Origin of the sequence: Lactococcus allomyrinae, from assembly GCF_003627095.1 — a bacterium.
In the GTDB taxonomy this organism is placed as follows: domain Bacteria; phylum Bacillota; class Bacilli; order Lactobacillales; family Streptococcaceae; genus Lactococcus; species Lactococcus allomyrinae.
Genome location: NZ_CP032627.1, coordinates 1,251,773 through 1,277,845, shown reverse-complemented (window position 1 = coordinate 1,277,845; position 26,073 = coordinate 1,251,773). Strand labels below are relative to the sequence as shown.

General features: G+C 38.1%; 20 protein-coding genes and 2 pseudogenes. 21 read left to right on the top strand and 1 reads right to left on the bottom strand.

Annotated elements, in window-relative coordinates; genetic code table 11:
* The 11 genes from D7I46_RS05995 (at position 1) to dapA (ending at position 12,215) form a co-directional block, all read left to right on the top strand.
* Positions 1-642, top strand: coding sequence for a bifunctional 2-keto-4-hydroxyglutarate aldolase/2-keto-3-deoxy-6-phosphogluconate aldolase (locus D7I46_RS05995; protein ID WP_120772071.1), 642 nt, complete (start codon positions 1-3; stop codon positions 640-642).
* Between the two features lie 190 nt (positions 643-832).
* The gene (locus D7I46_RS05990; protein ID WP_120772070.1) at positions 833-2,773 is read left to right on the top strand and encodes a BglG family transcription antiterminator; all 1,941 of its coding nucleotides are present in this window, start codon (positions 833-835) and stop codon (positions 2,771-2,773) included.
* A gap of 1 nt (position 2,774) precedes the next feature.
* Positions 2,775-3,074, top strand: a complete 300-nt coding sequence (locus tag D7I46_RS05985) for a PTS sugar transporter subunit IIB (RefSeq protein ID WP_120772069.1) — start codon at positions 2,775-2,777, stop codon at positions 3,072-3,074.
* A gap of 60 nt (positions 3,075-3,134) precedes the next feature.
* Positions 3,135-4,508 (top strand): PTS ascorbate transporter subunit IIC, encoded by a 1,374-nt coding sequence (locus D7I46_RS05980; RefSeq protein WP_120772068.1) that lies wholly within the window; start codon positions 3,135-3,137, stop codon positions 4,506-4,508.
* A gap of 370 nt (positions 4,509-4,878) precedes the next feature.
* On the top strand, positions 4,879-6,855 hold the full coding sequence (gene tkt, locus D7I46_RS05975) for a transketolase (protein ID WP_120772067.1): 1,977 nt from the start codon (positions 4,879-4,881) through the stop codon (positions 6,853-6,855).
* Positions 6,856-6,995: 140 nt separating this feature from the next.
* Complete coding sequence (locus tag D7I46_RS05970; RefSeq protein ID WP_205570824.1) at positions 6,996-7,328, top strand: DUF2200 family protein; 333 nt, start codon at positions 6,996-6,998, stop codon at positions 7,326-7,328.
* A gap of 82 nt (positions 7,329-7,410) precedes the next feature.
* Positions 7,411-7,665, top strand: a complete 255-nt coding sequence (locus D7I46_RS05965) for a hypothetical protein (RefSeq protein ID WP_120772066.1) — start codon at positions 7,411-7,413, stop codon at positions 7,663-7,665.
* Positions 7,666-8,066: 401 nt separating this feature from the next.
* Positions 8,067-8,963 (top strand): alpha/beta hydrolase, encoded by an 897-nt coding sequence (locus tag D7I46_RS05960; RefSeq protein WP_120772065.1) that lies wholly within the window; start codon positions 8,067-8,069, stop codon positions 8,961-8,963.
* Between the two features lie 270 nt (positions 8,964-9,233).
* Positions 9,234-10,310: an aspartate-semialdehyde dehydrogenase gene (locus D7I46_RS05955; RefSeq protein ID WP_120772064.1), complete on the top strand. Its 1,077-nt coding sequence runs from the start codon at positions 9,234-9,236 to the stop codon at positions 10,308-10,310.
* The gene (locus D7I46_RS05950; RefSeq protein WP_120772063.1) at positions 10,307-10,771 is read left to right on the top strand and encodes an NUDIX hydrolase; all 465 of its coding nucleotides are present in this window, start codon (positions 10,307-10,309) and stop codon (positions 10,769-10,771) included. The genes D7I46_RS05955 and D7I46_RS05950 overlap by 4 nt, the downstream gene beginning before the upstream one ends.
* Before the next feature lie 550 nt (positions 10,772-11,321).
* Complete coding sequence (dapA, locus tag D7I46_RS05945; protein ID WP_120772062.1) at positions 11,322-12,215, top strand: 4-hydroxy-tetrahydrodipicolinate synthase; 894 nt, start codon at positions 11,322-11,324, stop codon at positions 12,213-12,215.
* Between the two features lie 77 nt (positions 12,216-12,292).
* On the opposite strand, the gene D7I46_RS05940 is transcribed toward dapA, so the two are convergent.
* Entirely contained in the window at positions 12,293-12,964 is a 672-nt protein-coding gene (locus D7I46_RS05940; RefSeq protein ID WP_120772061.1) for an MgtC/SapB family protein, read from the bottom strand.
* Between the two features lie 699 nt (positions 12,965-13,663).
* Here D7I46_RS05940 and D7I46_RS05935 point away from each other — a divergent pair.
* The 10 genes and pseudogenes from D7I46_RS05935 (at position 13,664) to D7I46_RS05890 (ending at position 26,028) form a co-directional block, all read left to right on the top strand.
* Positions 13,664-15,370 carry a ribonuclease J gene (locus D7I46_RS05935; protein WP_120772060.1) on the top strand — a complete coding sequence of 569 codons (1,707 nt, stop codon included), beginning with the start codon at positions 13,664-13,666 and terminating at the stop codon, positions 15,368-15,370.
* Positions 15,371-15,491: 121 nt separating this feature from the next.
* Positions 15,492-17,015, top strand: coding sequence for a leucine-rich repeat domain-containing protein (locus tag D7I46_RS05930; protein ID WP_120772059.1), 1,524 nt, complete (start codon positions 15,492-15,494; stop codon positions 17,013-17,015).
* A gap of 201 nt (positions 17,016-17,216) precedes the next feature.
* A complete protein-coding gene (gene ffh, locus D7I46_RS05925; protein ID WP_120772058.1) occupies positions 17,217-18,770 on the top strand; it encodes a signal recognition particle protein in 1,554 nt (517 codons plus the stop codon).
* Between the two features lie 434 nt (positions 18,771-19,204).
* A pseudogene (locus tag D7I46_RS05920) lies at positions 19,205-19,911 on the top strand (AzlC family ABC transporter permease).
* The gene (locus D7I46_RS05915) at positions 19,898-20,233 is read left to right on the top strand and encodes an AzlD domain-containing protein (RefSeq protein WP_120772057.1); all 336 of its coding nucleotides are present in this window, start codon (positions 19,898-19,900) and stop codon (positions 20,231-20,233) included. Before D7I46_RS05920 ends, D7I46_RS05915 begins: the two are co-directional and overlap by 14 nt.
* A gap of 255 nt (positions 20,234-20,488) precedes the next feature.
* Complete coding sequence (locus D7I46_RS05910; protein ID WP_120772056.1) at positions 20,489-20,998, top strand: GNAT family N-acetyltransferase; 510 nt, start codon at positions 20,489-20,491, stop codon at positions 20,996-20,998.
* A gap of 330 nt (positions 20,999-21,328) precedes the next feature.
* Positions 21,329-21,565: a DUF1858 domain-containing protein gene (locus D7I46_RS05905; RefSeq protein WP_120772055.1), complete on the top strand. Its 237-nt coding sequence runs from the start codon at positions 21,329-21,331 to the stop codon at positions 21,563-21,565.
* A gap of 508 nt (positions 21,566-22,073) precedes the next feature.
* A pseudogene (locus tag D7I46_RS05900) lies at positions 22,074-23,569 on the top strand (DUF438 domain-containing protein).
* A 153-nt stretch (positions 23,570-23,722) separates the two neighbouring features.
* On the top strand, positions 23,723-24,526 hold the full coding sequence (gene proB / locus D7I46_RS05895) for a glutamate 5-kinase (RefSeq protein WP_120772054.1): 804 nt from the start codon (positions 23,723-23,725) through the stop codon (positions 24,524-24,526).
* A 260-nt stretch (positions 24,527-24,786) separates the two neighbouring features.
* On the top strand, positions 24,787-26,028 hold the full coding sequence (locus tag D7I46_RS05890) for a glutamate-5-semialdehyde dehydrogenase (RefSeq protein WP_120772053.1): 1,242 nt from the start codon (positions 24,787-24,789) through the stop codon (positions 26,026-26,028).
* The last annotated feature ends 45 nt before the right edge of the window (positions 26,029-26,073 follow it).

Below are 26,073 nucleotides of genomic sequence, written 5' to 3'. Positions count from 1 at the left end.
ATGCAAAGAGCAAACTTACTAGAAAAAGTCCTAAAATCAGGCGTAGTTTCAGTCGTAAGAAGCGACAGCCCTGAAAAAGCCATTAAAATCGTCGAAGCCGTTGTCTCAGGAGGGATTACCTCGATTGAGCTGACCTACTCTGTTCCCAAAGCCAATGATGTTATCGCTGAATTGGTGGAAAAATATCAAGGAACTAATGTTGTCATCGGTGCTGGTACAGTCCTTGATCCCACATCCGCACGCCTTGCGATTATTGCAGGAGCACAATTTGTCGTCAGCCCTAGCTTTAATGTTGAAGTGGCAAAAATTTGTAACCTCTATCAAATTCCTTATGTGCCAGGCATTTTGACACCAAAAGAAGCTCAAATCGCACTGGAATATGGCTCAGAGCTGATTAAACTTTTCCCAGGTGACATCACAGGTCCGAAGATGATTAAAGACTTGAAAGGCCCATTTCCTTACATCAATATCCTCCCGTCAGGCGGGGTCAATGTGGATAATGTTGCCGACTGGTTTGAGGCAGGCGCAGCAGCCGTTAGTGCAGGCGGTGGTGTGACCGCGCCAGCACTTACAGACGATTATGCAGCAGTCACTGAAAATGCTAAAAAATTCATTGCTGCATTTGAAGAAGCCAAAAAATAGTCAAGCTTCTGATTTGAAAATAATGTCATCTAAAAATAAGATAATAAAAAACTCTCTTAGGGAGTTTTTTTATATTCACAGATAGTCAGTCCAATTTTATCAATTTTTACTCAATGAATTTGGACTGTAAGCGCTGTTTTTTGTTAGAATAATTAAGTTATAATAAAAATACAGAGGAGACAAGCACTTTATGATTGACTATGATTTAGATGTTATTCTTTTTTCAAAACATAAACTCTGGAAATTAGAGCGCATATTAGAAGTCACCAATCTAGATAAAGAAAAATTTCAAAGAAAGCTAGAGGAACTCAACGAAAAATTAGAAATAAGACAGTTAAGAAAACTCGAATATAAAAATGAAATTGTAGCAATACCTGATCATCTCCAAAATTTTGAAGAAATTCGTTTCTCAATTAATCAAAAAACATTTGTTTTATCAGAAATTGAACGTCAAGCATTAATTTATCTACTTGTTTTTGTTGAATCAAGAACACTATCAATTTATGATTTACAAAATTGGCTAGTTGTAAGCAGAAATACAGTATTGAGCGACATAAAAAAGTTAAGAAAACAACTGGAAAAAGACAAAATCCAAGTTGAATATTCAAGAAAAAGAGGATTTTATCTCAACTTTGAAAATGAAAAACATCAAGAAAAAGCATGGTATTTTTTACAAAAACTATCAGAAAAAAATGGCTGTTATGTTCTATCAAAATTTTTAAATCAAAAAGATTCCCTGACCATTTTTAAAGTGAGCCGATTCTTAAAACAAACAATGAAACAAATGGAACTCGAAATTGTTTATAGTCGGTACATTTCAACGCTTCTTTATACAAGTTTGTTGAAAGCAAGAGCTAGCAAGTATCCTGACGAAACAATAAATGAACAAATCGAAGCATTGATGATTGGGATGTCAGACGGAAAAGGTGCAATTCCACAAGATAATTTTTTATATCGTATCGCGTTTAATATTATGGAAAATGTCATGAAATTGGCTGCCATCGAATTTGAAGATTTTACAAAAACATTTATGGCACTTTTAGCACATTTGACACCTGCTTATTTCAGAATAAAAAATCATTTTGAATTAGAGAATGTCCTTCTTGAACGAATAAAAAACGAATACTATTCATTATTTTTGCTTATGGATGTTGCGCTTGCTCCCTTAAAAGAACAAGTTGGAAAAATTTCAGAATCTGAGCGTGCCTATTTTGTGATTTTATTTGGTGGGGAAATTTATAAAAAGAAATACTCATCGAAACGATTAAAAGCAATTGTTCTCTGTGTGAATGGGATAAGTTCAAGCCTAATTATGAAAAAAAGGTTGGAAAATCTATTTCCTACAATGGAATTCATCCTTAGTACAGCAGTTTCACATTTTGAAAAATTACCTAAAAATTCATATGATATTATTTTTTCAACAGTTCCTGTGAAATCAGACAAAAAAGTTTATCTTATGTCTGCATTTCCCGAGCATCGAGAAGAAAATGAACTCTACAATCAACTTTTAAAAGACTATCAGCTTCCAGGATTTGTCAAACCTTCCGCACAAAATATTTTAAGTGCGATTGAACCTTATATTACAGTAAAAAATCCAGCAGGTAGAAAAGATTTATTAAGAATTATTGATAAAAAGTTAAACCATACAAGACGAGAAGGAGAGATTTCAGGAGTTATGCTATCAGATTTACTTACAAAAGAAAAAATACGATTTACAGATAAAAGTTTAGGTTGGCAAGAAGCAATTGAGCTCGCCGCTCAACCACTTATTGAGCAACATGAAGTTGAAAAAAGATATGTGCAAGCCATTATTGATAAAGTAGAAGCTTTTGGTCCTTATATTGACTTAGGGCTAGGTATTGCTCTTCCTCATGCTAGACCTGAAGATGGAGTGAACCAGCTTGCCATGTCATTTTTAAGATGTGAGCAGCCTGTAAAACTAATGGATGATGTAAAACATGAGATTAAACTTTTCATCGTTTTAGCAGCGATAGACAATGAAACGCATCTCAGAGCTTTATCTACACTCACCAAGATATTGTCTAACAAAGAACGTTTGAATCAATTACTTACAGCAACAGAAGCATCAGAAGTCGAACAAATACTTTTAAAAGAAGAAGGAGAAAAATAACATGAAGTTTGCGTGTGTATGTCAATCAGGACTTGGAACGAGTTTTATGGTTCAAATGAATATTCAATCAATACTGGAAGAAGCTGGTGTAAATATTGATGATTTTGAGTTAGAGCATATGGATGTTGGTTCAGCCACTTCAGATGCTGCAGATTATTTCTTTGTAGAATCTACTTTGGTTTCTGCTTTACCGAATATTCCAGAAGAAAAAATTATTCCGCTTAACTCAATCATTGATAAGGAAATAGCGCGTGAGGGAGTTTATAAAGTCTTAGATGAGAATGGAATTGAACATCAATAATATAAAAAAGAGTCTTTGAGGCAGTGGGGAGTGCTTCATAGCTTAAAGGAGATAAACAAAATGAATGGTTTTTTAAACTTTGTCGTATCGGTAACGACAACACCGGCTCTTTTAGTGGGTCTGATTGCAATGTTAGGGTTAATCTTGCAGAAAAAAGCTGCTACCGTTGTTATTCAAGGCTCAATCAAGACATTTGCAGGATTTTTAGTATTGACTGGTGGAGCAGGAATCTTGGTAACTTCCTTAAACCCTTTTGCAACGATGTTTCAACATGTATTCAACGCAAAAGGTGTTGTACCGTCAAATGAAGCAGTTGTGGCTTTAGCATTGGTAAAATATGGTACACCAGCAGCTTTGATTATGATAGTAGGGTTTATTGTTAATGTTCTTTTAGCCCGTTTTACGCGTTTCAAATATATCTTTTTGACGGGACAAGCCATGCTTTATGTTTCTACAATGGCTGCAGTTGTTCTTATTTCAGCAGGATTGGGAAATGGATGGTTAACGATTTTACTAGGAGGGATATTTGAAGGAACGCTTCTCACAGTTACACCCGCCTTAACTCAGCGCTATATGCGTAAAATCACAGGGAATGATGGTGTGGCGATGGGGCATACTGGAAATATGGGCTATGCTCTTTCTGGATGGCTCGGTGAAAAATTTGGTAACAGAAACCCTGAAAAATCAACTGAGAAGTTAAATATTCCAAAAAGCCTTGGATTTTTGAGAGATTCTACAGTTTCTATTTCTCTAGTGATGATGGTTGTTTATATTATCTTAGCTTTAATTGCAGGACCTCATTTTGTAGAAAGTGCTGCTCTGTCAGCTGGTACAAATTATATTGTTTATGCCATTACTCAAGCAGGAACGTTTGCAGCAGGTTTTGTTGTTGTACTCCAAGGTGTTCGGATGATTTTGTCAGAGATTATTCCAGCTTTTCAAGGGATTGCGAAAAAACTTGTGCCTAATTCGAAACCAGCACTTGATGTTCCAATTGTGTTTCCTTATGCACCTAATGCTGTATTGATTGGATTCTTTGTTTCTTTCGTTGTTGGGATTGTTTCAATGCTTATTATGCTTGGATTAGGGACAACTGTGATTATTCCCGGAGTTGTTGGTATCTTCTTTTGTGGTGGTGCGGCTGGTGTCTATGGTAATGCTTTCGGTGGAGTACGTGGCGCGATTATTGGATCAATTGCAAACGGACTCGTCTTAGCTTGGGGGCCACTTTTGATATTGCCTGCCTTAGGTTCATTTGGTGCGAATGCTGCTTCAACTTTTGCTGACTCTGATTATATCGTATCAGGTGGGCTGCTTGGAGTGATGGGGAAAGCAGGTTCTGCGACCTTGATTATATTTATTCTAGCCTTTCTCGTTGTTGTGCTTATTACGAGTGCACTATTGAATAGACGTGATAAATTGAATGCGAAGTAATTGAAATAGCTAGATTGACAATCTGGCTATTTTATACTGGCTCAAAAGTCAAGAATAACAACATTTCCTACAAAAATTAAAAAGATTTTCATATAAATTTTCAAAAAAAGAAAAAAATTTTAATTTTGAAGAGTGAAAACCGTTTCTAAGTTGTGTTATAATAGATGATAAATAAAGTTGTTCAAAAACTGGCTTTGCTTTTATAGTTTTTCGTTGTAAAAAGTGATGACGAATTGACATGGTTTCACAACTTCATGCGCAAAATCAGTTTCTTGAAGTTATATTTCAAGAAATTTATATGGAGAAAGTGAAGTTGTGATAAAAAAGTGAAGTCTTTAAACACAACTAATAAAAAATATGGAGAAATCTTATGTTTGATTACACTGATCAATTGGCTGTGAACACGATTCGGACTTTGTCAATGGATGCCGTCCAAAAGGCAAACTCTGGTCACCCAGGTCTTCCGATGGGCTCTGCACCAATGGCATATGTCCTTTGGAGTAAGTTCTTGAATGTGAATCCTAAGACGAGTCGTAAATGGTCTAATCGTGACCGTTTCGTCCTCTCTGCTGGTCACGGATCTGCAATGCTCTACAGTTTGTTGCATCTTGCGGGATACAATGTGACAATTGATGATTTGAAGAATTTCCGTCAATGGCAGTCTAAAACACCGGGACATCCAGAAGTTAATCATACCGATGGTGTTGAAGCAACGACTGGACCGCTCGGTCAAGGGATTGCTAATGCTGTTGGTATGGCAATGGCTGAGGCCCATTTGGCAGCGCAATATAATAAGCCTGGCTTTGATGTTGTGGATCATTACACTTATGCTTTGAATGGTGATGGAGATTTGATGGAAGGTGTTTCGCAAGAAGCGGCTTCACTTGCTGGTAAGTTGAAATTAGGCAAGCTTGTTCTCTTTTATGATTCAAATAATATTTCACTTGATGGTGATTTATCAATGTCATTTATTGATGATATTAAAATGCGCTTTGAGTCTTATGGTTGGCAACATCTTTTGGTAAAAGATGGCAATGATTTAGAAGAAATTGCTGCGGCAGTTGAAGTTGCTAAGGCTGAAAAATCTAAGCCAACGATTATCGAAGTGAAAACGGTGATTGGTTTTGGTGCTGAAAAACAAGGGACTTCAGCTGTTCATGGTGCGCCTTTGGGAGCTGAAGGTGTAAAATTTGCGAAAGCAGCTTATGGCTGGGATTATCCAGAATTTACAGTCCCTGCAGAAGTTTCAAAACGTTTCTTGGAAACAACAGTGGCACGTGGCGAAGCAATGGAACAAGTTTGGCGTGATATGTTTGATGATTATGCTGAGAAATATCCAGAACTTGCAGAACAATATGCAAAGGCTTTTGCGAATGAAACGCCTGACTTGGAACTCACAAAACATGAAGAAGGAACTAGCAAAGCATCACGTGTGACTTCACAAGAAGCGATTCAAGAATTGTCTGCTCAACTGCCTAATTTCTGGGGTGGCTCTGCTGACCTTTCCGCGTCAAATAATACGATGGCAAAGGCAGAATCAGACTTTATGCCGTCAAATTATGCAGGGCGTAATATTTGGTTTGGTGTGCGTGAATTTGCGATGGGCGCAGTGATGAATGGGATTGCTTTGCATGGTGGAACGCGCGTGTATGGTGGGACTTTCTTCGTCTTTTCAAACTATATGCTCCCAGCAGTTCGGATGGCGGCTTTGCAAAGTCTGCCCATAACTTATGTTTGGACACATGACTCGATTGCTGTGGGTGAGGACGGTCCAACTCACGAACCTGTTGAACAGCTGGCTTCTGTACGCTCAATGCCTAACTTAGATGTGATTCGTCCAGCAGATGGTAATGAAGTGGTGGCTGCTTGGCGTCGTGCGGCTTCAAGTCAACATCGTCCAACAGCTCTGGTCTTGACACGTCAAAACTTACCTGTTCTTCCTGGAACGGCTGAACTGGCTGAGGAAGGCTTGAGTCGTGGTGGTTACATTCTTGCGAAAGAAGAAGGCGAACTTTCAGGAATTATCATTGCTACTGGCTCTGAAGTTGCTTTAGCGCTTGAGGCGAAGAAAACGCTAGGAAATAGCGTGCGCGTGGTTTCTATGCCATCAATGAATATTTTTGATGAACAATCTGCTGAATATCAAGAAGAAATCTTACCTAAATCTGTTCGTCGCCGTCTTGCTGTTGAAGCAGGTACAAGCTACGGTTGGGGTAAATATGTTGGGCTTGATGGTGCAACGGTAACGATTGACAAATGGGGTGCTTCTGCACCTGCAGCAAAAGTATTGCCAGAGTACGGCTTTACTGCTGAAAATGTTGTGGCAGTTTACAATACTTTGGACTGATCTTTGAAAAATGAGCGCTGACGGACTTCTGTCAGCGTTTTTTTGGTTAAATTTTACCTTGAAAATTTCTGTCAGCATGCTGACAGACTGCTGTCATTGTGCTTTGACAAATTTTGTTTGAGATCGAGGAGATGAACATAATGGGAAATCTGGAGCGTATTTATAAGATGAGATGGGAGGCGGTTTATCCGCTTTATGTTGCAAAAATAGAGCGAAAAGGGCGCACGACTGCGGAACTAGATGAGGTTTTGTTTTGGTTGACAGGATTTGAAGAACCGTCAGCACTGACAGGAACTTTTGAAGAGCTGCTGTCAGAAAAAGTTTTTAATCCTAAGTCAGATTTGATTAAAGGTGTCATATGTGGTGTACGCATTGAAGAAATCCAAGATCCTTTAATCAAAAAAATACGACAAATGGATAAGCTGGTTGACGAATTGGCAAAGGGGAAAAAGATAGAGAAAATTTTGCGATGAGAAAGAAATTTATGATTTCTGTCAGTAAACATTGGGAGATTTATATTTATGATGGAGTAGTCTAAAGATTGAAGGGGGAAAAATGGGGATTTTATTTGCGCTTGTAGCAGGAGCAGGTTCTATTTTGAACTTTATGACAATCAATAATGTAATCATTCAAAGCGTACTGACGACTCTGTCAGTGCTATCAATGATTTTTTATGGAGGGAAACGGACAAGAAAAGCTTATTATAGTGGCTATGCACAGAACTATTTTACCTTTGGATTTGTGATTTGTTTCATCAGTTTTTTGGGAGCGGGTTCAATTTTGCTGGGGCTCTTGCTTCATTTGTATTAATGTGATAGAATATTGCCTATGCGATGAGTCGATTTTTCTGACCTCTGGTCAGAGTCGAAGCTAAAGGAGCGCTGGGAAATTTGGTTTTCCGCACAGGAAGTGTGAGCGTTTGTCAAATTGTGTGAACCTTTTTGGCACACGGTTTCGTGCCTTATAAAGCCCTTAGGGGCTTTTTTTGCTGGTTCTATTTTAAAATTGTTTTGAATTTTACAGCCTAGATATCTATATTTGCTAAAGCGGTGAGGCGCAAGGGAGTCTGCTGAAATCGGGAACATCACTTGTCCATTGTAGTGCTGATATGGTGTCATAAAAGTCAAACTGTTGCTGATTTTTACATAGAATTAGCTATATTAAGTTTCGTATGGAAATATAAAAATGAGTAGATTTGTTATAATCAAGATATGATTATTTTATGGATTTTGTTAATTTTACTTTTGTTGTTTTTGCTATTTTCGTTGATTACTTTTTTTGTAGTGGAGCATAAAAGTCAAAGAGTAATTGATTCGCTAAAGCCTAATCATCATCTGTATCAGGATAGTGAAAAATTTCTTGCTTCTGATTTGGAGGAACGAAGCATTCGTACTCAGGATGGATTGAAGTTGTATGCGTGGTATCTGCCGGCTGAGGTACAAACAGAGAAAACAGTGATTGTTGCCGATGGCTACCATTCGATTCGTGCGCGATTTGCGGCTTATGGTTGGCTTTTTCATCAGTTAGGATATAATGTGTTAATTCCTGCTTATCGTGCAAGTGCGGAGGCGGCAGGGCATTTTATCGGTTTTGGTTGGCTTGACCGAGATGACTATCTCAGGTGGATGAACCAATTAATTGAGCAAGATTCGTCAGTCAAGATTGCGATGTTTGGTGTTTCGATGGGAGCTGCCTCGGCGATGATGGTATCAGGCGAGCCCTTACCTGAGCAAGTTAAATGTTTCATTGCTGATTGTGGTTATGATAATGTTTGGAATGAAATTGCCTTTAAAGCCCAACATGATTTTCACTTGCCTGCTTTTCCGCTTGTTCATTTGTTGTCATTTTGGTCAAAAATCTTTGCTGGTTACGATTATAAAGAAGCGTCGGCAGTAAAGCAATTAGAGAAAAATACACGACCGTTTTTGTTTATTCATGGAGAAGAAGATGTTTTTGTCCCAACAGAAATGGTACATCGCAATTTTGCAGCAACATCAGCACAAAAAGAATTGCTTTTGATAGAAGATGCAGGACATGCTATCGCCTATGAAACGGCGCCAGAAATTTATCGTGAAAAAGTGAAAGATTTCCTAAAAAAATACTTGTAAGTGTGCTGACAGAAAATGGATGATTGACAGAATCACAGTAAGGGCCTGATGCTACTTTCAAGATTGTGGTTGAATACACCTGTGGTTTATCTGATTATTTTACTCAGTAGATTGTTAGGTGAGTTGGTATAAAATTGGCGTTAGTCCTCTGGGCTACTGCTTTTTAGTAAATCTAGTAAACTGACAGAAATCTGTCAGTAAACTTTTTCTTGCTCTGAGCACTCAAAAGCGTTATAATAATGTTAATTTACTAAAAAAGGATAGACAATTATGACACAATACAATATTGCAGTTGTCGGAGCTACTGGAGCTGTCGGCACTCGGATGCTTGAACAATTAGCGCAATCAACCCTTCCTATTGAAACTGTTCGTGCTTTGGCAAGCAAACGTTCAGCAGGAAAAATTGTGGAATACAAAGATCAAGAACTCGTTGTTGAAGAGTTAACAGAAGACAGTTTTGAAGGGATTGATATTGCTCTTTTCTCTGCAGGAGGTTCAGTATCAGCAAAATTTGCTCCATATGCTGTAAAAGCGGGCGCTGTGGTGGTAGATAATACATCATTTTTCCGTCAAAATCCAAATGTGCCACTCGTTGTGCCAGAAGTCAATGCCCACGCATTGGATGAACATAATGGAATTATTGCCTGTCCCAATTGCTCAACGATTCAAATGATGATTGCACTTGAGCCTATAAGACGTGCTTATGGACTCAAACGTATCATTGTCAGCACTTATCAAGCGGTCAGTGGTGCAGGTCAATCTGCAATCAATGAAACAAATCGTGAGTTGCAAGAAGCACTGAATGGAACCCCGCTAAAAGAGTTGTCAGCAAATATTTTGCCATCAGCAGGTGATAAAAAGCACTATCCAATTGCTTATAACGCGCTTGCTCAAATTGATGTTTTTACTGACAATGATTATACCTACGAAGAAATGAAAATGACAAATGAAACCAAGAAAATAATGGAAGATGATTCTATTGCGGTTTCAGCGACTTGCGTACGTATTCCTGTGCTCTACGGACACTCTGAGTCTGTTTATGTTGAAACTGAAAAAGTTGCCCCTATTGAAGAAGTGAAGCGTCTCATTTCTGAATTTCCTGGTGCAGTCCTTGAAGACGACGTTGCACATCAAATCTATCCACAAGCAATTAACTCAGTTGGACGACGTGAAACTTTTGTTGGACGAATCCGTAAAGACCTCGATGTCGAAAACGGTGTTCATCTATGGGTGGTATCGGATAATCTGCTCAAAGGAGCGGCATGGAATTCGGTACAAATCGCAGAAACACTGCATGAACGTGGCTTAGTTCGAGCAACAAAAGATTTGAAGTTTGAACTCAAATGAGTTATATCAGAAAAATTCGTGAGAAAATTGGTCATGAACTTCTGATTTATCTTGGCGCAGGTGTGATTATCTACCACGACAACAAAATCCTCTTACAACAGCGTCAGGACAATGGGACTTGGGCTTTGCACGCAGGCGGTATTGAGGTCGGCGAGGAGCTTGAAGAGACAGCACGTCGTGAACTCTTTGAAGAAACAGGACTAAAGGCTGAAACTCTTGAGTTATTGGGGATTTACTCAGGTCAAGACCGCTTTATGACTTACCCTAATGGGGACCAAATTTATATGCCCAATGTTTATTATATTTGCCGTGATTTCACAGGAAAGTTAAATCCTCAGCCTGATGAAGTTCAGCAACTCGCTTGGTTTTCGCTTGACCAACTTCCAGAAAATATTCATAAACCTAATCAAAGAGTTTTGCAGGATTTTATCAGATTGGTTATAAGTGAACCAAATCCCTGAAAAATATTCTAACTCTCCTGTTGTATTTTGAAACTCAAATCAATGGCTAAGATAGATTTAAAACTTGGCGTACACCATAAAATGTGTTATAATATATCAAACAAATTAGAGGTTGCAAATATGAAAAAGTCAGTGGAGCGGTGGATGCGATGAAACTGATGGCGGCGTATTTTGCCGAAAGAAGAATTTCCACAAGGTTTTTTCTTGGGCTGATAGGTTAAATCCGTCAGACTGTCTTTCTGTCAGCACTGATAGAAAGTTGAGCTAATCAAAATCATTTTTGACGAACTTTTAAGAACCTCTTTTGCACAAAAATAGAGGTTTTTTGATTTTTATAAAAGCAAGTGCGTGCTATCTCCGCTCTTTCAGGTCGGAGATAAAGCGGCACTATCTTCGCTATGCACGCTGTCCATCCTTGCTAAGGTGCTAAAGCACCTAGTCGGAATGGCAAGCCTTGAATTTCGACCGACTAAATTCAGGGGGAGTTAAAACTGTTCCTGAATAAGTCTTGACTTCATTAATCATGACCTTAAAATCTAAAGGAGAAATTATGTCAGCAAAAGAAGCAATTGAAAAATTGAAAAGTGTGCGGATTATCACCGCACTTGTCACACCATTTGATGAAAATGGTGAAATTAACTTTGAAGCATTTCCAAAATTGATAGAGGATTTACTCGCTCATCATACTGAAGGTTTCATCTTGGCAGGAACAACCGCCGAATCTCCAACTTTGACTCATGATGAAGAATTAGCGATTTTCGCTGAAGTTAATCGGATTGTGGCGGGGCGCGTACCGCTCATCGCAGGTGTTGGAACGAATGATACTCGCGATTCTATCGAATTTGTAAAAGAAGTGGCAAAGTTAGGCTATATTGATGCTGGGCTTGCAGTGACACCTTACTACAATAAACCAACGCAAGAAGGAGTTTATCAGCATTTTAAGGCTATCGCTGAAGCTTCGGACTTACCAATTATCTTGTATAACATCCCAGGAAGAGTTGTTACAGAAATTCATCCCGAAACGGTGCTGCATCTCGCTCAATTAAATAATGTCATTGCCGTAAAGGAGTGCACAAATACAGATAATATCGCTTATCTGATTGAAAATGCGCCAGCTGATTTTCTTGTTTATACGGGAGAAGACGGACTTGCCTTTCATGCAAAAGCTTTGGGTGGACAAGGAGTAATCTCTGTTGCCAGCCATATTTTAGGTGATGAAATCAATGAGATGTTCAATGACTTAGAGCAAGGGAATATTGTCAATGCAGCAGCAATTCAACGTAGAATCTTACCGAAAATTAATGCGTTATTTAGTAGCACGAGTCCAGCGCCAATCAAGGCAGTACTTAACCATAAAGGATATAACACAGGAGCATTAAGACTTCCACTTGTTGCAGTAACTTCTGATGAAGCTAAAATAATTATTGAAAAGATAGAAAAATAATAAGCTGTCCGAAAGGACAGCCTATTTATTATATTATTTCTTGAAGCAAATGTAATTTGAATTTTCAATCGCGAAGATTAATACTCAATAGATTGTATTTCATCATTTTCTTTTAATAAATCCATTAATAAACCAACATCATAATTTTGCGGAATTTTAAGATATAATTCTGCACGTAAAATATCGTTTGTTTGACGTTCAACTTTTAGATTGATGATTTTGATATTATTTTCTTTCAAGATTTTTTGAGTAAAGTTAATTCCCTCAATGTCAGATAATTGTAGGATAAGGCGGTCACTCGCAGGTAATTTTATCCATCGCAGATTTTGATGTAAGAGGATTTGAAAAAGGAGAATCAGAAGTGTGGCAGCGATTCCAATAAAATACAGACCTGAACCTATTGCCATCCCAATTCCAGCTGTTGCCCAGATCCCGGCGGCAGTGGTAAGCCCATTGACAGATTGGTTATGCACAAAAATCATACCAGCTCCTAGAAAGCCAATCCCGCTTACGACTTGAGCAGCGATACGTGAAGGGTCAAGCACAACATCATGAAGATTGATAATATCCATAAAACCATATTTTGAAACAATAATCATTAATGCAGCACTCAAAGCGACAATCAAATGAGTTCTCACTCCAGCATTTTTTAAACGACTATTTCTTTCATAACCAATCGTATAGCCACAGATTCCAGCTATAACTAAACGAACCAACCAGTCCAGCTGAGTTAACAGATTAATATTCATAAAATTTCCTTTCTTACTATTGTTATTTTTGAAATACACCCTCTCTATTATAGGACGATTTAGTGATAAATCAAAATGAATATGATTTTATAGGGTGGTGAAATGATTACTTTATTGGTGGGGAGTTCTTTTTCCCCGCCAATGTTAGGGTACAACCTCACATCAAAAATATGAGGTCACACCTCCGATTCGCTACGTTATCCATTCGATTTAAGCGACTAAAAATGGTCCTGTCCTTGAAGTTTAAGCGCTAAAGTGCTAAGACCCTAGGGCAGTGGAACAAAAGCAGCACGTGTTAAGTTAAACTTATTAATAAGTGACTGTTTGCTAGAGAGTCAATGCGTAAACAGGAGGAAGAGAGATTTAACAGACTTTCTTATCTACTTGATTTTTTAATTAGTTTGGGTTAAACTTATGTTAGTGTATTCTCGGTAGAGATTGGAATGCCAGTCTCTTTTATTGTAGCTTCCTACTTAAATGTAATGAAGCTTGTTTTTATCGCTTGTCCCACTTGACCGTTTACGAGAGTGAATACGGCAAGGATAAAGTAAAAACTCTGTCATGGTATGACCTTACATCTGTAAGCTGAGCTTACCTTGTCTTAGAAAATCTGGAATTTACTGACAGAGTGTTTTTATGTCGAAAAAATTATAATTTACACTGATAAGAGCAATTTGTTCTTAAAAATGAAAGGTTTTTATGTCTAATATTAAGATCACCCCTTTAGGTGGTGTACGTGAATTTGGTAAAAATATGTATTTGGTTGAGGTTGATGAGCAAATTTTTGTGCTTGATGCTGGGCTAAAATACGCAGAAATAGAAATGTTGGGAGTTGACTTTGTGATTCCTGATATTACTTATCTTTTGGAAAATGCAGATCGTGTGGCGGGTATCTTCTTAACTCATGGTCATGCGGACTCTATCGGTGCACTTCCCTATATCGTATCTGAGCTTCGTGTTCCTGTATTTGGCTCTGAACTCACAATTGAACTTGCAAAAATTAATGTAAAAAACTATGCGGATAGCCGTAAGTTTAATGATTTTCATGTGGTCAATGAAGATACGGAAATTGATTTTGGCAAAGCTGTGGTTTCGTTCTTCTCCACAACACATACGATTCCCGAAAGTTTAGGAATTGTTATTTCTACGAAGTCTGGGAACGTTGTTTATACAGGAGATTTCCGTTTTGACCCTGCAGTAGCAAAGGGTTATCGGACAAATATGCGTCGTCTTGCTGAGATTGGTAATAATGGGGTGCTTGCTCTGCTGTCTTCGTCACCCAATGCTTTATCAACATTACAGTCTGCTAGTGAACATGAGATTTATGACAAGATATATGATTATATCAATGATAGTGAAGGTCGTGTGATTATTGCTTGTAATGCAGGGAATCTGGGACGTATTCAACAAACGATTGATGCTGCGATTAAAATAGGACGTCGCCTTGCTTTCACAGGTGAAGATATGGACCAAATCATTGAAACGGCAACACGTTTGAAAAAACTTAGAGTTGTAGATAAAAAATCAGTGATTAAACCCTCAGAAATCAAAAAATATGACGATAATGAACTCGTTATTTTGGAAACAGGCCGCATGGGAGAACCATTAAAAGCGCTTGGCGATATGGCACATCATCGTCATAAATATGTTCAAATCAAAGATGGTGACCTTGTTCTTGCGGTTACGAGTCCATCTGTTTCTTACGAAACGACGATTGCACGCATTGAAAATGATATTTATAAAGCTGGCGGTGTCATGAAAATGCTTGGCTCAGATTTAAAAATTTCAGGTCATGCCAATGCACGAGATTTGCAATTTATGCTTGATATCTTACGCCCTAAAAATCTGATTCCGATTCAAGGAGAGTATCGTGAACTTCGTGCTCACGCTGAATTAGCAATGGAAATGGGTATTTTGCCTGAGCATATTTTCATTGCCAAACGTGGAGAATCTGTTGAGTTTGAAAAGGGGGAAATGCTTCCAACAGGAGTTATTTCAGCAGAAAATGTCATGATTGATGGCTCTGGTGTGGGAGATATTGGCTCGGTGGTTTTGCGTGACCGAAAAGTTTTGTCTGAAGACGGAATCTTTATAGCAGTGATTACAATTTCCAAAACAGAGCGTAAAATTGTTAGTAAATCACGTGTTCACACGCGCGGATTTGTCTACGTAAAAACCTCTCGTGACTTAATGCGTGAAGCGGGAGAATTAGTTAATGAAACTGTGGATAAATATTTGGCAGGCAAAGAGTTTGACTGGGCGGACATCAAGGGAAATATTCGTGATGCACTCGGCAAATTCCTTTATGAACAGACAAAACGTAAACCAGTGATTCTGCCAGTTGTGATGGAAGCACGTCAACCACAAGAACTTAACAAACGTTATGGCAAAAAAAATAATAAATGAAACTAAGAGTGTGAATCTAATTCGTTTAGATTTTAGCGAATTTTTATCAAAAAATTAATTTTATTTATATTATGAGTGACAAAACCTCCAAATTTTCGTATAGAAAGTTAGGAGGTTTTTTATGTATAAATTAAGATATTCAAAAGTAATTATTATCACAGGATTACTTGCTGTAAGTTTGGGTCCAATTGTTTCAGAGATACCGAAATCACTGACAGAGCTGTCAGTACAAGCAGCAACTGTAACACAGACTTATACGGACAGTCAAGGAATAACCTACACTTTAGATAACACCGGTCAAACGGCGACAGTCACTACATTTTCAGGAGTTGTTGGTGCTGATGTCATTATTCCAGATTCTGTCAGTACTGACGGACTAAGCTATAGAGTGACCTCTATTGGTGCTTATGCTTTTTCAAATATGGGTTTGCATTCGGTCATCATTGGAAATAATGTTACAGATATTAATACGAGTGCTTTCCAAACAACAACAAGCTATCCAGATTATTATAAAAAAGCATTGACCAGTGTAATATTGGGAAGCAATGTTCAAAACATTAAAACAGATGCCTTTGCTGGCAATGCACTGACAAACATTATTTTCCCGTCATCAGTATCTAAAATTGCAACACGAGCTTTTGCAAATAATTTGCTGACAGAAGTTTCATTTGGAAATAATGTTACAGAAATTATGAGTAAAGCATTTCAAAGTAATCAACTAACTAATATTACATTTGCGGATGATGCACGAACAATTGTTGACTCAGAAGCATTTTCAGGGAGCCCTGTGTCATCTTTAACACTTGGGATTGGCGTGACTCTAGCGGACGATACTTTCAATAAAGTCAGTCCACTGTTTGGACAGCTTGATGATTTACCTCTGACGGGTGTAAGAACGATTTTTGTCAGTAGTGATGGAACAATCCAAAAAAGTTGGTTAGAGGAAGATATGGCCTCCACTGGTGATTCCATTTCAGAAAATACGGACAATGAAGGCAATACGAAAGGAAGTAATGATGAAGAAACCGTCAGCACTGACAGCCCAGTAACACTGCCTGATGATGTTTTGCTCGACAATGAAACATCATCATCTGATGCTCCAAATGTAAATGGCAAAACAACTGTCAGCACTGACAGCCCAACGACATTGCCTAATACTCCAGGTGTTGATGATACGATAATATTACCAGATGATGCTGACAATGCATCAATAGATAGTTCCAACGTTGTTTCTGAAGCGGAGATTATTCCATCAATTGCAGACAATGATAAATTACTGACAACAATAGACTCAGCACCAAAAAAGCTGTCAGTTAGTTCCAAGACTTTGGAACTCCGCTCCAGTTTACCACCATCCGAATCAGTAGAAAAACTAAAGAAAACACTGATGACTAAGCGCTCCAAAGGATTAAGTCCAGCATTGCTCAGTCATACCGTCTCGTCAGAACTTCCAAAGCAACCAAAAACAAAGCAAACTGCTACTAAAGAGTCAACAAGTATTGATAAAAAGTCTCAAAACCTCAAACAAACAGAAAAGTCGGGTCAGAGGCAGCAAAAATTTGATTATTTTATGATTATTCCGGCTTTATTGCTTGGTTTTATAGTTGGTAAACTTATACCGAGTCCTAAAAAATTTAAAAAATGAAAAATTCACTCAGACCATTGATGTATTCAATTTTTTTAAAAGAAATGTTATAATAAGAACACTAAAGTTGTTCAGAAATATTGCTTTTGTCTAACTGTGCTTTTAGTGCAAGCTTTGCTTATTTCATCCGTCAATTGGCGGATTTTAAAGTGATTTTCATAGTATGAACAAATCAATGTAAAAAAGAGATTGGAATAGAAAATGGCATTTGAGAATTTGACCGAACGTTTGCAGAACGTTTTTAAAAATTTACGTGGAAAGAAAAAAATTACAGAAACAGATATAGCGGAAATCACCAAAGAGATACGTGTAGCGCTTTTAGAAGCTGACGTTGCACTTCCTGTTGTCAAAAAATTTATCAAAGCGATTCGTGAACGTACGATTGGTACGGAGGTCTCAGAGGCACTCAATCCCGCTCAACAAGTGATAAAAATTGTAGACGAAGAATTAACAGCGATTCTTGGAGGGGGAGAAGCAGAACTTCTCAAATCCCCCAAAATTCCTACAATTATCATGATGGTTGGTCTACAAGGGGCTGGTAAAACAACGTTTGCTGGAAAACTTGCTAAAAAACTCAAAGAGGAGCAAAATGCTCGTCCTTTAATGATTGCTGCCGACGTTTACAGACCAGCAGCAATTGACCAGTTAAAGACCTTAGGTGTTCAGCTTGATGTTCCAGTTTATGATGAAGGGACAGCAGAAAATCCTGTTAATATTGTTAGAAATGGATTAGAAAAAGCGCGAGAAGAACGCAAAGATTATGTATTGATTGATACAGCAGGTCGCCTTGAAATTGATGATAGACTTATGGATGAGTTGCACCAAATCAAGGCTCTTGCGCAACCAACAGAAATTTTACTTGTCGTTGATGCAATGACAGGACAAGTGGCAGCACAGGTTGCTAAAACATTTGATGAAAAACTAGATATCACAGGTGTGATTATCACAAAACTTGATGGTGACACGCGTGGTGGTGCGGCGCTATCTATTCGAGAAATCACAGGGAAACCGATTAAATTCACTGGGACAGGTGAAAAATTAACAGATCTTGAAACATTTTATCCAGATCGGATGAGTTCAAGAATTCTTGGTATGGGTGATATGCTTACGCTGATTGAAAAGGCGCAGGCACAATTTGATGAGGAACAATCTGTAAAACTTGCCGAAAAAATGGCAGAAAATCGTTTTGATTTTGAAGATTTTGTTGAACAACTTGACCAAGTGACTAACATGGGGCCAATGGAAGATATTATGAAGATGATTCCTGGAATGTCGCAAATGCCTGGACTTGACAAAGTCAAAGTTGATCCTAAAGATATCGCAAGAAAACGTGCGATGGTTTTGTCAATGACACCAGCAGAACGCCATCTTGAAGTGGATTTATCACCAGCTAGAAGACGACGCATCGCCACAGGTTCGGGAAATTCATTTATTGAAGTAAACAAATTTATCAAGCAGTTCAATCAGTCTAAAGAAATGATGCAAGGTATCATGAATGGTGATATGAATGCAATGATGCAAAAAATGATGGGCGGTACGAGTATGCCTAACCTTCCTAAAAATGGGAAGCTACCTGCAGGAATGCCTGATATGAGTCAATTAGGAGATTTATCAGGCATGATGGGAGGCAGTGGAACACCAGATATGTCTTCAATGTTCGGTGGAGGTCTTAAAGGAAAAGCTACTGAATTTGCCATGAAGCAAGCAATGAAAAGAGCCCAAAAGAAAATGAAAAAAGGTAAAAAGAAAAAATAGTAGTTGCTTTGATTTAGGTTACGTCAGCTGTCCACGTATTTTAGGGCTCTAAAGCACAATACGGAATGATCCATGAAAAATATATCTTTTGTTTGATACACTTATCAAGACTGTGGAAAGATAAAAGTATTGTTTTCCTATCTGTATCCTTGGTACAAATAAAGGTTTCCGTTAGAAATAAAACAATAGCAAAACTTAGATGAATACTATTAGAGCAGGAAAAATTTCCTGTTTTTTTATATAATGGACAGACATACTATTTTATTTTCGAGCGATTCAAGATGGATTTGCTTATTTGCTAAAGACATTATTTAGTATGAGGGCAAGAAAAACAAACTTTTATTATTTATCGTATTAATATAAAATGCAGCCTCTACGATTTCAGTAAAGTAAGTTGTGTTTAGAAGTAAATAGTATTAGAAATTTGAGAGATTATGAATTCAGAACTGACTTTTAAACAAGGATTGCGAGATACTTTGCCAACTGTTTTTGGTTACATAGGAATTGGTTTGGCGTTTGGAATGATTGGGCATGCGGCTAATTTTAGCGTATTGGTTGTTTTTTTGTTGTCGCTGATTGTATATGCTGGTTCAGCTCAGTTTATCATGATTACACTACTTGCTGATAAAAGTCCTATTCTATCAATTATTTTGAGTGTATTTTTGGTTAATTCACGTATGATTTTGATGAGCATGACCACTGCCTCTTACTTTAAAAAAGAAAGTTTGCTCAAAAATATTTTTCTGGGCACTTTGTTGACAGATGAAAGCTTCGCACTAGGGATGAACAAGCAAAATTATACAGGAGGAAAACTTAGTTTTCCTTGGTTTAATGCAGCAAATCTCTTGTCTTATATGGTTTGGAATGTGGCGACTGTTGTTGGAGCGTTACTAGGAAACCTCTTGACAGACCCAGAAAATTGGGCTTGGGATTTGCAGTTATTGCGATGTTTATCGGTCTTTTATATTTGCAACTCATTAGCGATAAAAGTTTAGGAAAGCTCCTTCAATTAATAATGATTGGAATAACTTTTGTTTTATTCTATTTTGGTTTGATGATTATTCCGAGTAATTTGCTTGTCCTATTTGTGACTTTGATTGCGTGTGCTGTGGGAGTGGGGGTTAAACGTGTCTTCTTTTGAATTTACTTTATTAACTATCTTAGGATGTGGACTTGTGACTTGGCTTTCGCGCGTTCTTCCTTTTATTTTGCTAAAAAAAATGACTTTACCTAAGCTTTTAGTCGAGTATTTAAGCTTTGTTCCGATTGTGATTATGTCTGCACTATGGGTATCCAATCTATTTGTGCAACATTTGGGACATTTTCCCTCAGTAGATTGGAATAATTTGTGGGCCTCTATCCCAACAGTAATAGCAGCAATCTTGACTAAAAATTTGTTGATTATTGTTCTTGTTGGGATTGTATCTTTAGCAATTGTGCAGCTGGTGCTTTATACTGGCTAATCACTAAACAATTTTAGTTGATTAGTCAGATTAACTGCGGTTATACTGGCGCTTGTTAAGCAAACGGATATCGTAGCAAACCCTTTTGCCTTGCTGCTTTATCAGGTTACCACAGCGATTACCCCAGAGTTTAAAGCTAGGTGCTTCAGTGGACAGCGTAACTGGAGATAGAGCGAATGAACACCTAGCCTGTTGACAATGTGGCGCGGCGGAGTATCTCAGAAGTTAAACAAGTATTAGGAGAATGGGAATACGATGGAAATTGAATCGGAGCGTCTGATTTTACGTGATTTTAAAGAGAGCGATTTAGAAGATTTGCAAGAAATTTTTGGAGATAGAGAAACGATGAGATTTTGTGAACCCCTCTATTCTTTAAAGCAAACCGAGGAATTTTTGCAGAACTTTTGTATCAGTGGGAGAAAAGCCTTCGCAGTAGAAGAAAAAATGAATGGAAAAATGCTGGGTTATCTGCTATTTAAGCCATTTTCTTCAGAACAAGATAATGTTTTTGAAATAGGATGGTGGATAAATCATAATTATTGGCGTAAAGGTTACGCTTATGAAGGGGTTACACGATTGATTGAGTGTGCATTTGAACAATTAGGAGTTGATGAAATTGTGGCGGAAACTTTGGATAACGACAAATCAGGAGCGTTGATGAGAAAACTGGGATTTGACTTGTATAAAATTGGAAGGAAAGCAAGTCAAGATAATGATGGAAATTGGTGTGACGTTTTTTGGTATAAATTGAGTTCGCAACACTGAAAGTATAAATAAATGGCAACGGTTCTGTGAGTAGAACCTCGTAGCTCCTAAAAAATGAGATTAAGCTTGGATTTTGAGGAATCTAGGTTTTTTTCTTTCTGTTCAAATAAGAGATATTTTGTTAAAATAAGGTGTCAAAAACTTTTTACAGCAAACAAAGTCATGAAAAAACTGGTATTTTTCTTATGTGCAACTTTGACTTGCGTGATGTGTTAATCACAAGTGGTAGTTTATATTGACGAAAACTTTCATTTCTGTGATTAAAGGATTGTTGATTTTTACAATGGACCAAGATATAGAAATAGAACAGTGTGAGATGGAGAAAAGAAGATGATTCAACTTAATATAGATGCGAAACTTTATGATTTGGCGACAGCCTATCCTGAAATTGTGGAGTTGATGGACGAATTAGGATTTCACGAAATTAAAATGCCAGGAATGCTACAAACAGCGGGACGAATGGCAACAATTCCTATGGGAGCTAAGATGAAACATATTGACTGGGAGGAGATTGTGCGAGTCTTTGCTGAAAATGGTTTTGAATTTGTAAGCTCTGACACCGTTTAATTTCTAAATATTCCTTACATTGGTTAATATCTAAACAACTTTGTACTAGTAATCCGCTAGTGCAGATTTAATAATTGAACTGCAGATAGACTGCTTTTTGCTCTTACCATTCTGACTTGATACTTTAGTACCATAGCGAACCATTTTGCCTTGTTGCTTTGTCTTTTGCTCTTGCTACTTTAGCAAGCAGACGGACAGTGGTTGCGTAGACCGTTCGTAGAACGGCGTGTGAAGCACGTAGCAACTTACTATTTTATAGACGTTGACGAGTAGCAACAGATATGCTAGTTGTTTCACCTAGTGGCTTAGTGAAATCGGAAGCAGAGTAAAGTGGAGATAGAGCGAATGGATACCTGCGGTGGATGGATAGCGGAGCGAAAATACGAGTAAGCAAGGGACAACGTTTGCTTTGCTGCTTTATGCATACCTGTGGTGAAACGAGTGTAGACCGTTCACAGAACGGCACACGAAGTGCGTGCCCTGAAATGATTTGTAATGGAGATAAAAAATGAATAAAGATATGAAAAAGTCAACAACGGTTGACCGTCAAAAAAGAATTGTTGAGATTTTAACTTTGCTTCATGAAGGGGTTCTTTTGAGGAAGCAAAGAAAATTTTTAATGAAGAGTTTGATGGTGTGGATGTTTCAGAGATTACTGGTGCAGAAAAAGCTTTGATTCAGGGAGGATTGAATCCATCAGAAATTCAAAAGTTATGTAATGTTCACGCAGCGGTTTTTAAGGGTTCAATCAAGGATATTCATAAATCCTCTTTAGAAGAAAATACGCCTGGACATCCTGTATATACGCTGAAACTTGAGAATCAAGTCATTGGATCACTTCTTAATGATGAAATTCGTTGGGTTTTTGCAAAGATTGAAAAGGGAGAGTGGCAACTTCTAGAACGCTTGGTTGCTGCACTCAAAGATTTGTATAATATTGACAAACATTATACGAGAAAAGAAACATTGATTTTCAGTTACATGGAGAAATATGGTATTACAGCGCCACCAAAGGTGATGTGGGGTGTGGATGATGCTGTGCGCGACATGGTAAAAGAGTTGTTAGTCTATCTTAAAACAGATAGAGTTGCTTTGAATGCTTTGCGTGAGATGCTGGATGATGTGATTACTGAGATTGAAGAGATGATTTTTAAGGAAGAGGCGATCATGATTCCAATGTGTTTGGATGTCTTTTCTTTGGATGACTGGGAGCAGATTGAGCGAGATTCTGGTGAGATTGGTTACTCATTTATCGCAGAACCTTTGAAATGGAAAGCCTCAAGTGAATCACGTGCGCTTGAAGCTGAACGAGAACCAGAGCGGCTTGCTGCGATTGAGTCGGCGAAGGCGATGACGGCGGCGATTGCGGCAGATGGTGGTGCTGAAGTTGTCAAACCCAAACGTGTTAAGCGGCAGTATGACTGGGAAAAGGCACAGGGTGACGGTGTAGTCGTGTTGCCAACTGGGATTATGCGCCTTAATGAATTGACTGCATTGTTTAACGTTTTGCCTGTAGATTTGAGTTTTGTGGATAAAGATGATATTGTTCGGTTTTTCTCTGGTGGTGAGCGGATTTTTCCACGTGCGAAATCTGTTGTAGGTAGGCGGGTAATTGATTGTCATCCACCAAAGTCATTTGATGCTGTGGATAAAATTTTGAAAGATTTTCATGCAGGAATTCGGGATTCAGCAGAGTTTTGGATTGATTTGCATCGGTTTAATAAAAAAGTTTATATTCGATATTTTGCGATGCGTGATGAGGAAACAGGTGAGTATTTGGGATGTTTAGAGGTTTCTCAAGACATCACAGCTATTCAAAATCTTGTTGGAGAGAAACGCTTGGATGGGCATGAACAACAGCAATCTGCTTATGAGGATGCTGTAGCTGAGAAGAGTGCTGACAACAATGCTGCCAGTACTGATGAAAAACTGGCTTCTTCCGAAATGCCTGATTTTGTGAAAAAAATGTTGGAGGAACGTTCTGTCAGTATTGATAAACGTTGATAAGTATTGATGATTCGCGAATTGGTTTGCTGACAGAGGTAGGAAGTGTATTCCGTACTGATGGAGTTTTTGTCAGCACTGACAGAAACTTTTACAAGGAAAAAATTGATTTTTTACAGCAAAATTGCGCCTCATTTGGTATAATTGTAGATTATGACGAGAAGAAATATTTTGAAATCTCGGCGAATTGTGATAAAAATAGGAACAAGTTCGCTGATTTTACCTAATGGAAAAATTAATTTATCAAATATTGATGAACTTGCTTTTGTTTTGTCTGATTTGAATAATAAAGGTTATGAAGTGATTTTGGTGACATCAGGTGCTGTAGGTGTGGGATTAAATGTTTTGGGAATGGATAAACGACCAGCCGACATTGCAACGCAGCAAGCTTTGGCATCAATTGGTCAAGTCGAGCTAATGAGTCTTTATACGCAGATGTTTAGGCGTTACTCGCAGAAAGTTTCTCAGTTACTTTTGACACGGGATGTGACTGATTTTCCAACAAGTCGGGAAAATGCAGAAAATGCGCTTTCAGCATTGCTTTCGATGAATATTATCCCGATTGTCAATGAAAATGACGCCATTGCGGTGGATGAAATGGACCATCAGACAAAGTTTGGTGATAATGATAAACTCGGTGCAATCGTTGCGAAGCTTGTGGATGCTGACTTGCTGATTATGCTGTCTGATATTGATGGACTTTATGACAAAAATCCGACAATCTATGATGATGCACAGATTTTTAGAGAAATCCATGAAATCACAGATGAGTTGCGCGAAATGGCTGGTGGAGCTGGGAGTCGCTTTGGTACAGGCGGAATGACTTCTAAGTTGTCTGCAGCACAAATTTTATTTGAGAATAGGCAGGAAATGGTGCTGACAAATGGTGCCAGAATCCGTGAGATTCGTGAAATCATTGCTGGTAAAGAAATTGGCACTTATTTTTATCGAAAATAATTCTGTCAGAATAAAACTCTAGATATAACAACGTTCTGGATTTATCCATTGTAGTATAGCAACTTTTGTATTAGTTCACCTTCAATTCTACTTAGTAGATTGTTAGATGAACAGCAGATATGCTGTCTTTTGCTCTTACCATTTCGTCTTGCCAGCTTTGGTGGTTTAGAACGAATAGACAGCGGAGCGAAGAAGTGCTATGTTTGAAAGTTAAACAGTATTAAAAGTTGAGCAATATTAGTCAATAGGAAGGGAAATTAATGATTGAGGAACTTGGACAAAAAGTAAAAATAGCAAGCCGAGCGCTTTCGAAAGTTCAGACGATTGATAAGAATAATTTTTTGATAAAATTGGCTGATAGTCTCATTGAAAATACTGACAGAATCTTGTCAGAGAATCAAAAAGATTTGGAAAAAGCTCAATTGCATGGAATTTCCAACATTATGGTTGACCGCTTGCGGTTGACAGAAACTCGAATTGCTGATATGGCGGTAGGCTTGCGACAAGTTGCTGGTTTGCCTGACCCGATTGGACAGCTTGTGCAAGGTTTTACGAATCTTGACGGGTTAAAAATTGTGCAGAAAAAAGTACCTTTAGGTGCTGTCGGAATGATTTTTGAGAGTCGCCCAAACGTGACTATTGATGCGTTTTCTCTGTGTTTTAAGACGGGAAATTCAGTGCTTTTACGTGGAGGTTCAGATGCTTTGTTTTCAAATATGGTTTTAGTGAAAATTATCAAAGAAAATCTGAAAAGTAGTAATCTTCCGGAGTCAGCAGTAGAGCTTTTGAGCGATACGAGTCATGCAGAAGCTGAGAAAATGATGCAGGCAACCGCTTATCTTGATGTCCTTATCCCACGGGGCAGTAGTAGATTAATTAATACAGTTAAAGCAAAAGCAACCGTTCCAGTCATTGAAACAGGCGTTGGAAATTGTACGATTTTTGTTGATGAATCAGCTGATTTCGAGATGGCAATAAAAATTATCATCAATGCAAAAACACAGCGCCCAAGTGTTTGTAATGCTGCGGAAAGCCTCGTTGTTCACGCAAAGATTGTAGACCAATTCTTACCAGAATTACAAAAAGAAATAGACAAAGTTCATAAAATTGAGTTCCGTGCTGATGAAAAAGCACTGTCAGTACTGACAGAAGCTATGTTAGCCACTGACGAAGATTTTCGGACGGAATATCTAGATTATGTGGTATCTGTCAAAACCGTTGATAACCTTGACGAAGCCATTGAGCATATCAATAAATATACAAGTCATCATTCAGAAGCAATTGTAACCCATGATTATTTCAACGCTCAAAAGTTCCAAGATGAGATTGATTCGGCAGCTGTTTATGTCAATGCTTCTACGCGTTTCACTGACGGTTTTGTTTTCGGATTAGGAGCAGAAATTGGCATTTCCACACAAAAACTTCATGCACGAGGGCCAATGGGACTTGATGCACTGACAAGCACAAAATTTTTGATTGACGGGACAGGACAAACCCGCTAAATAACTGATAAAAGTTGATAAGCACTGACAGATTTCTGTCAGTAA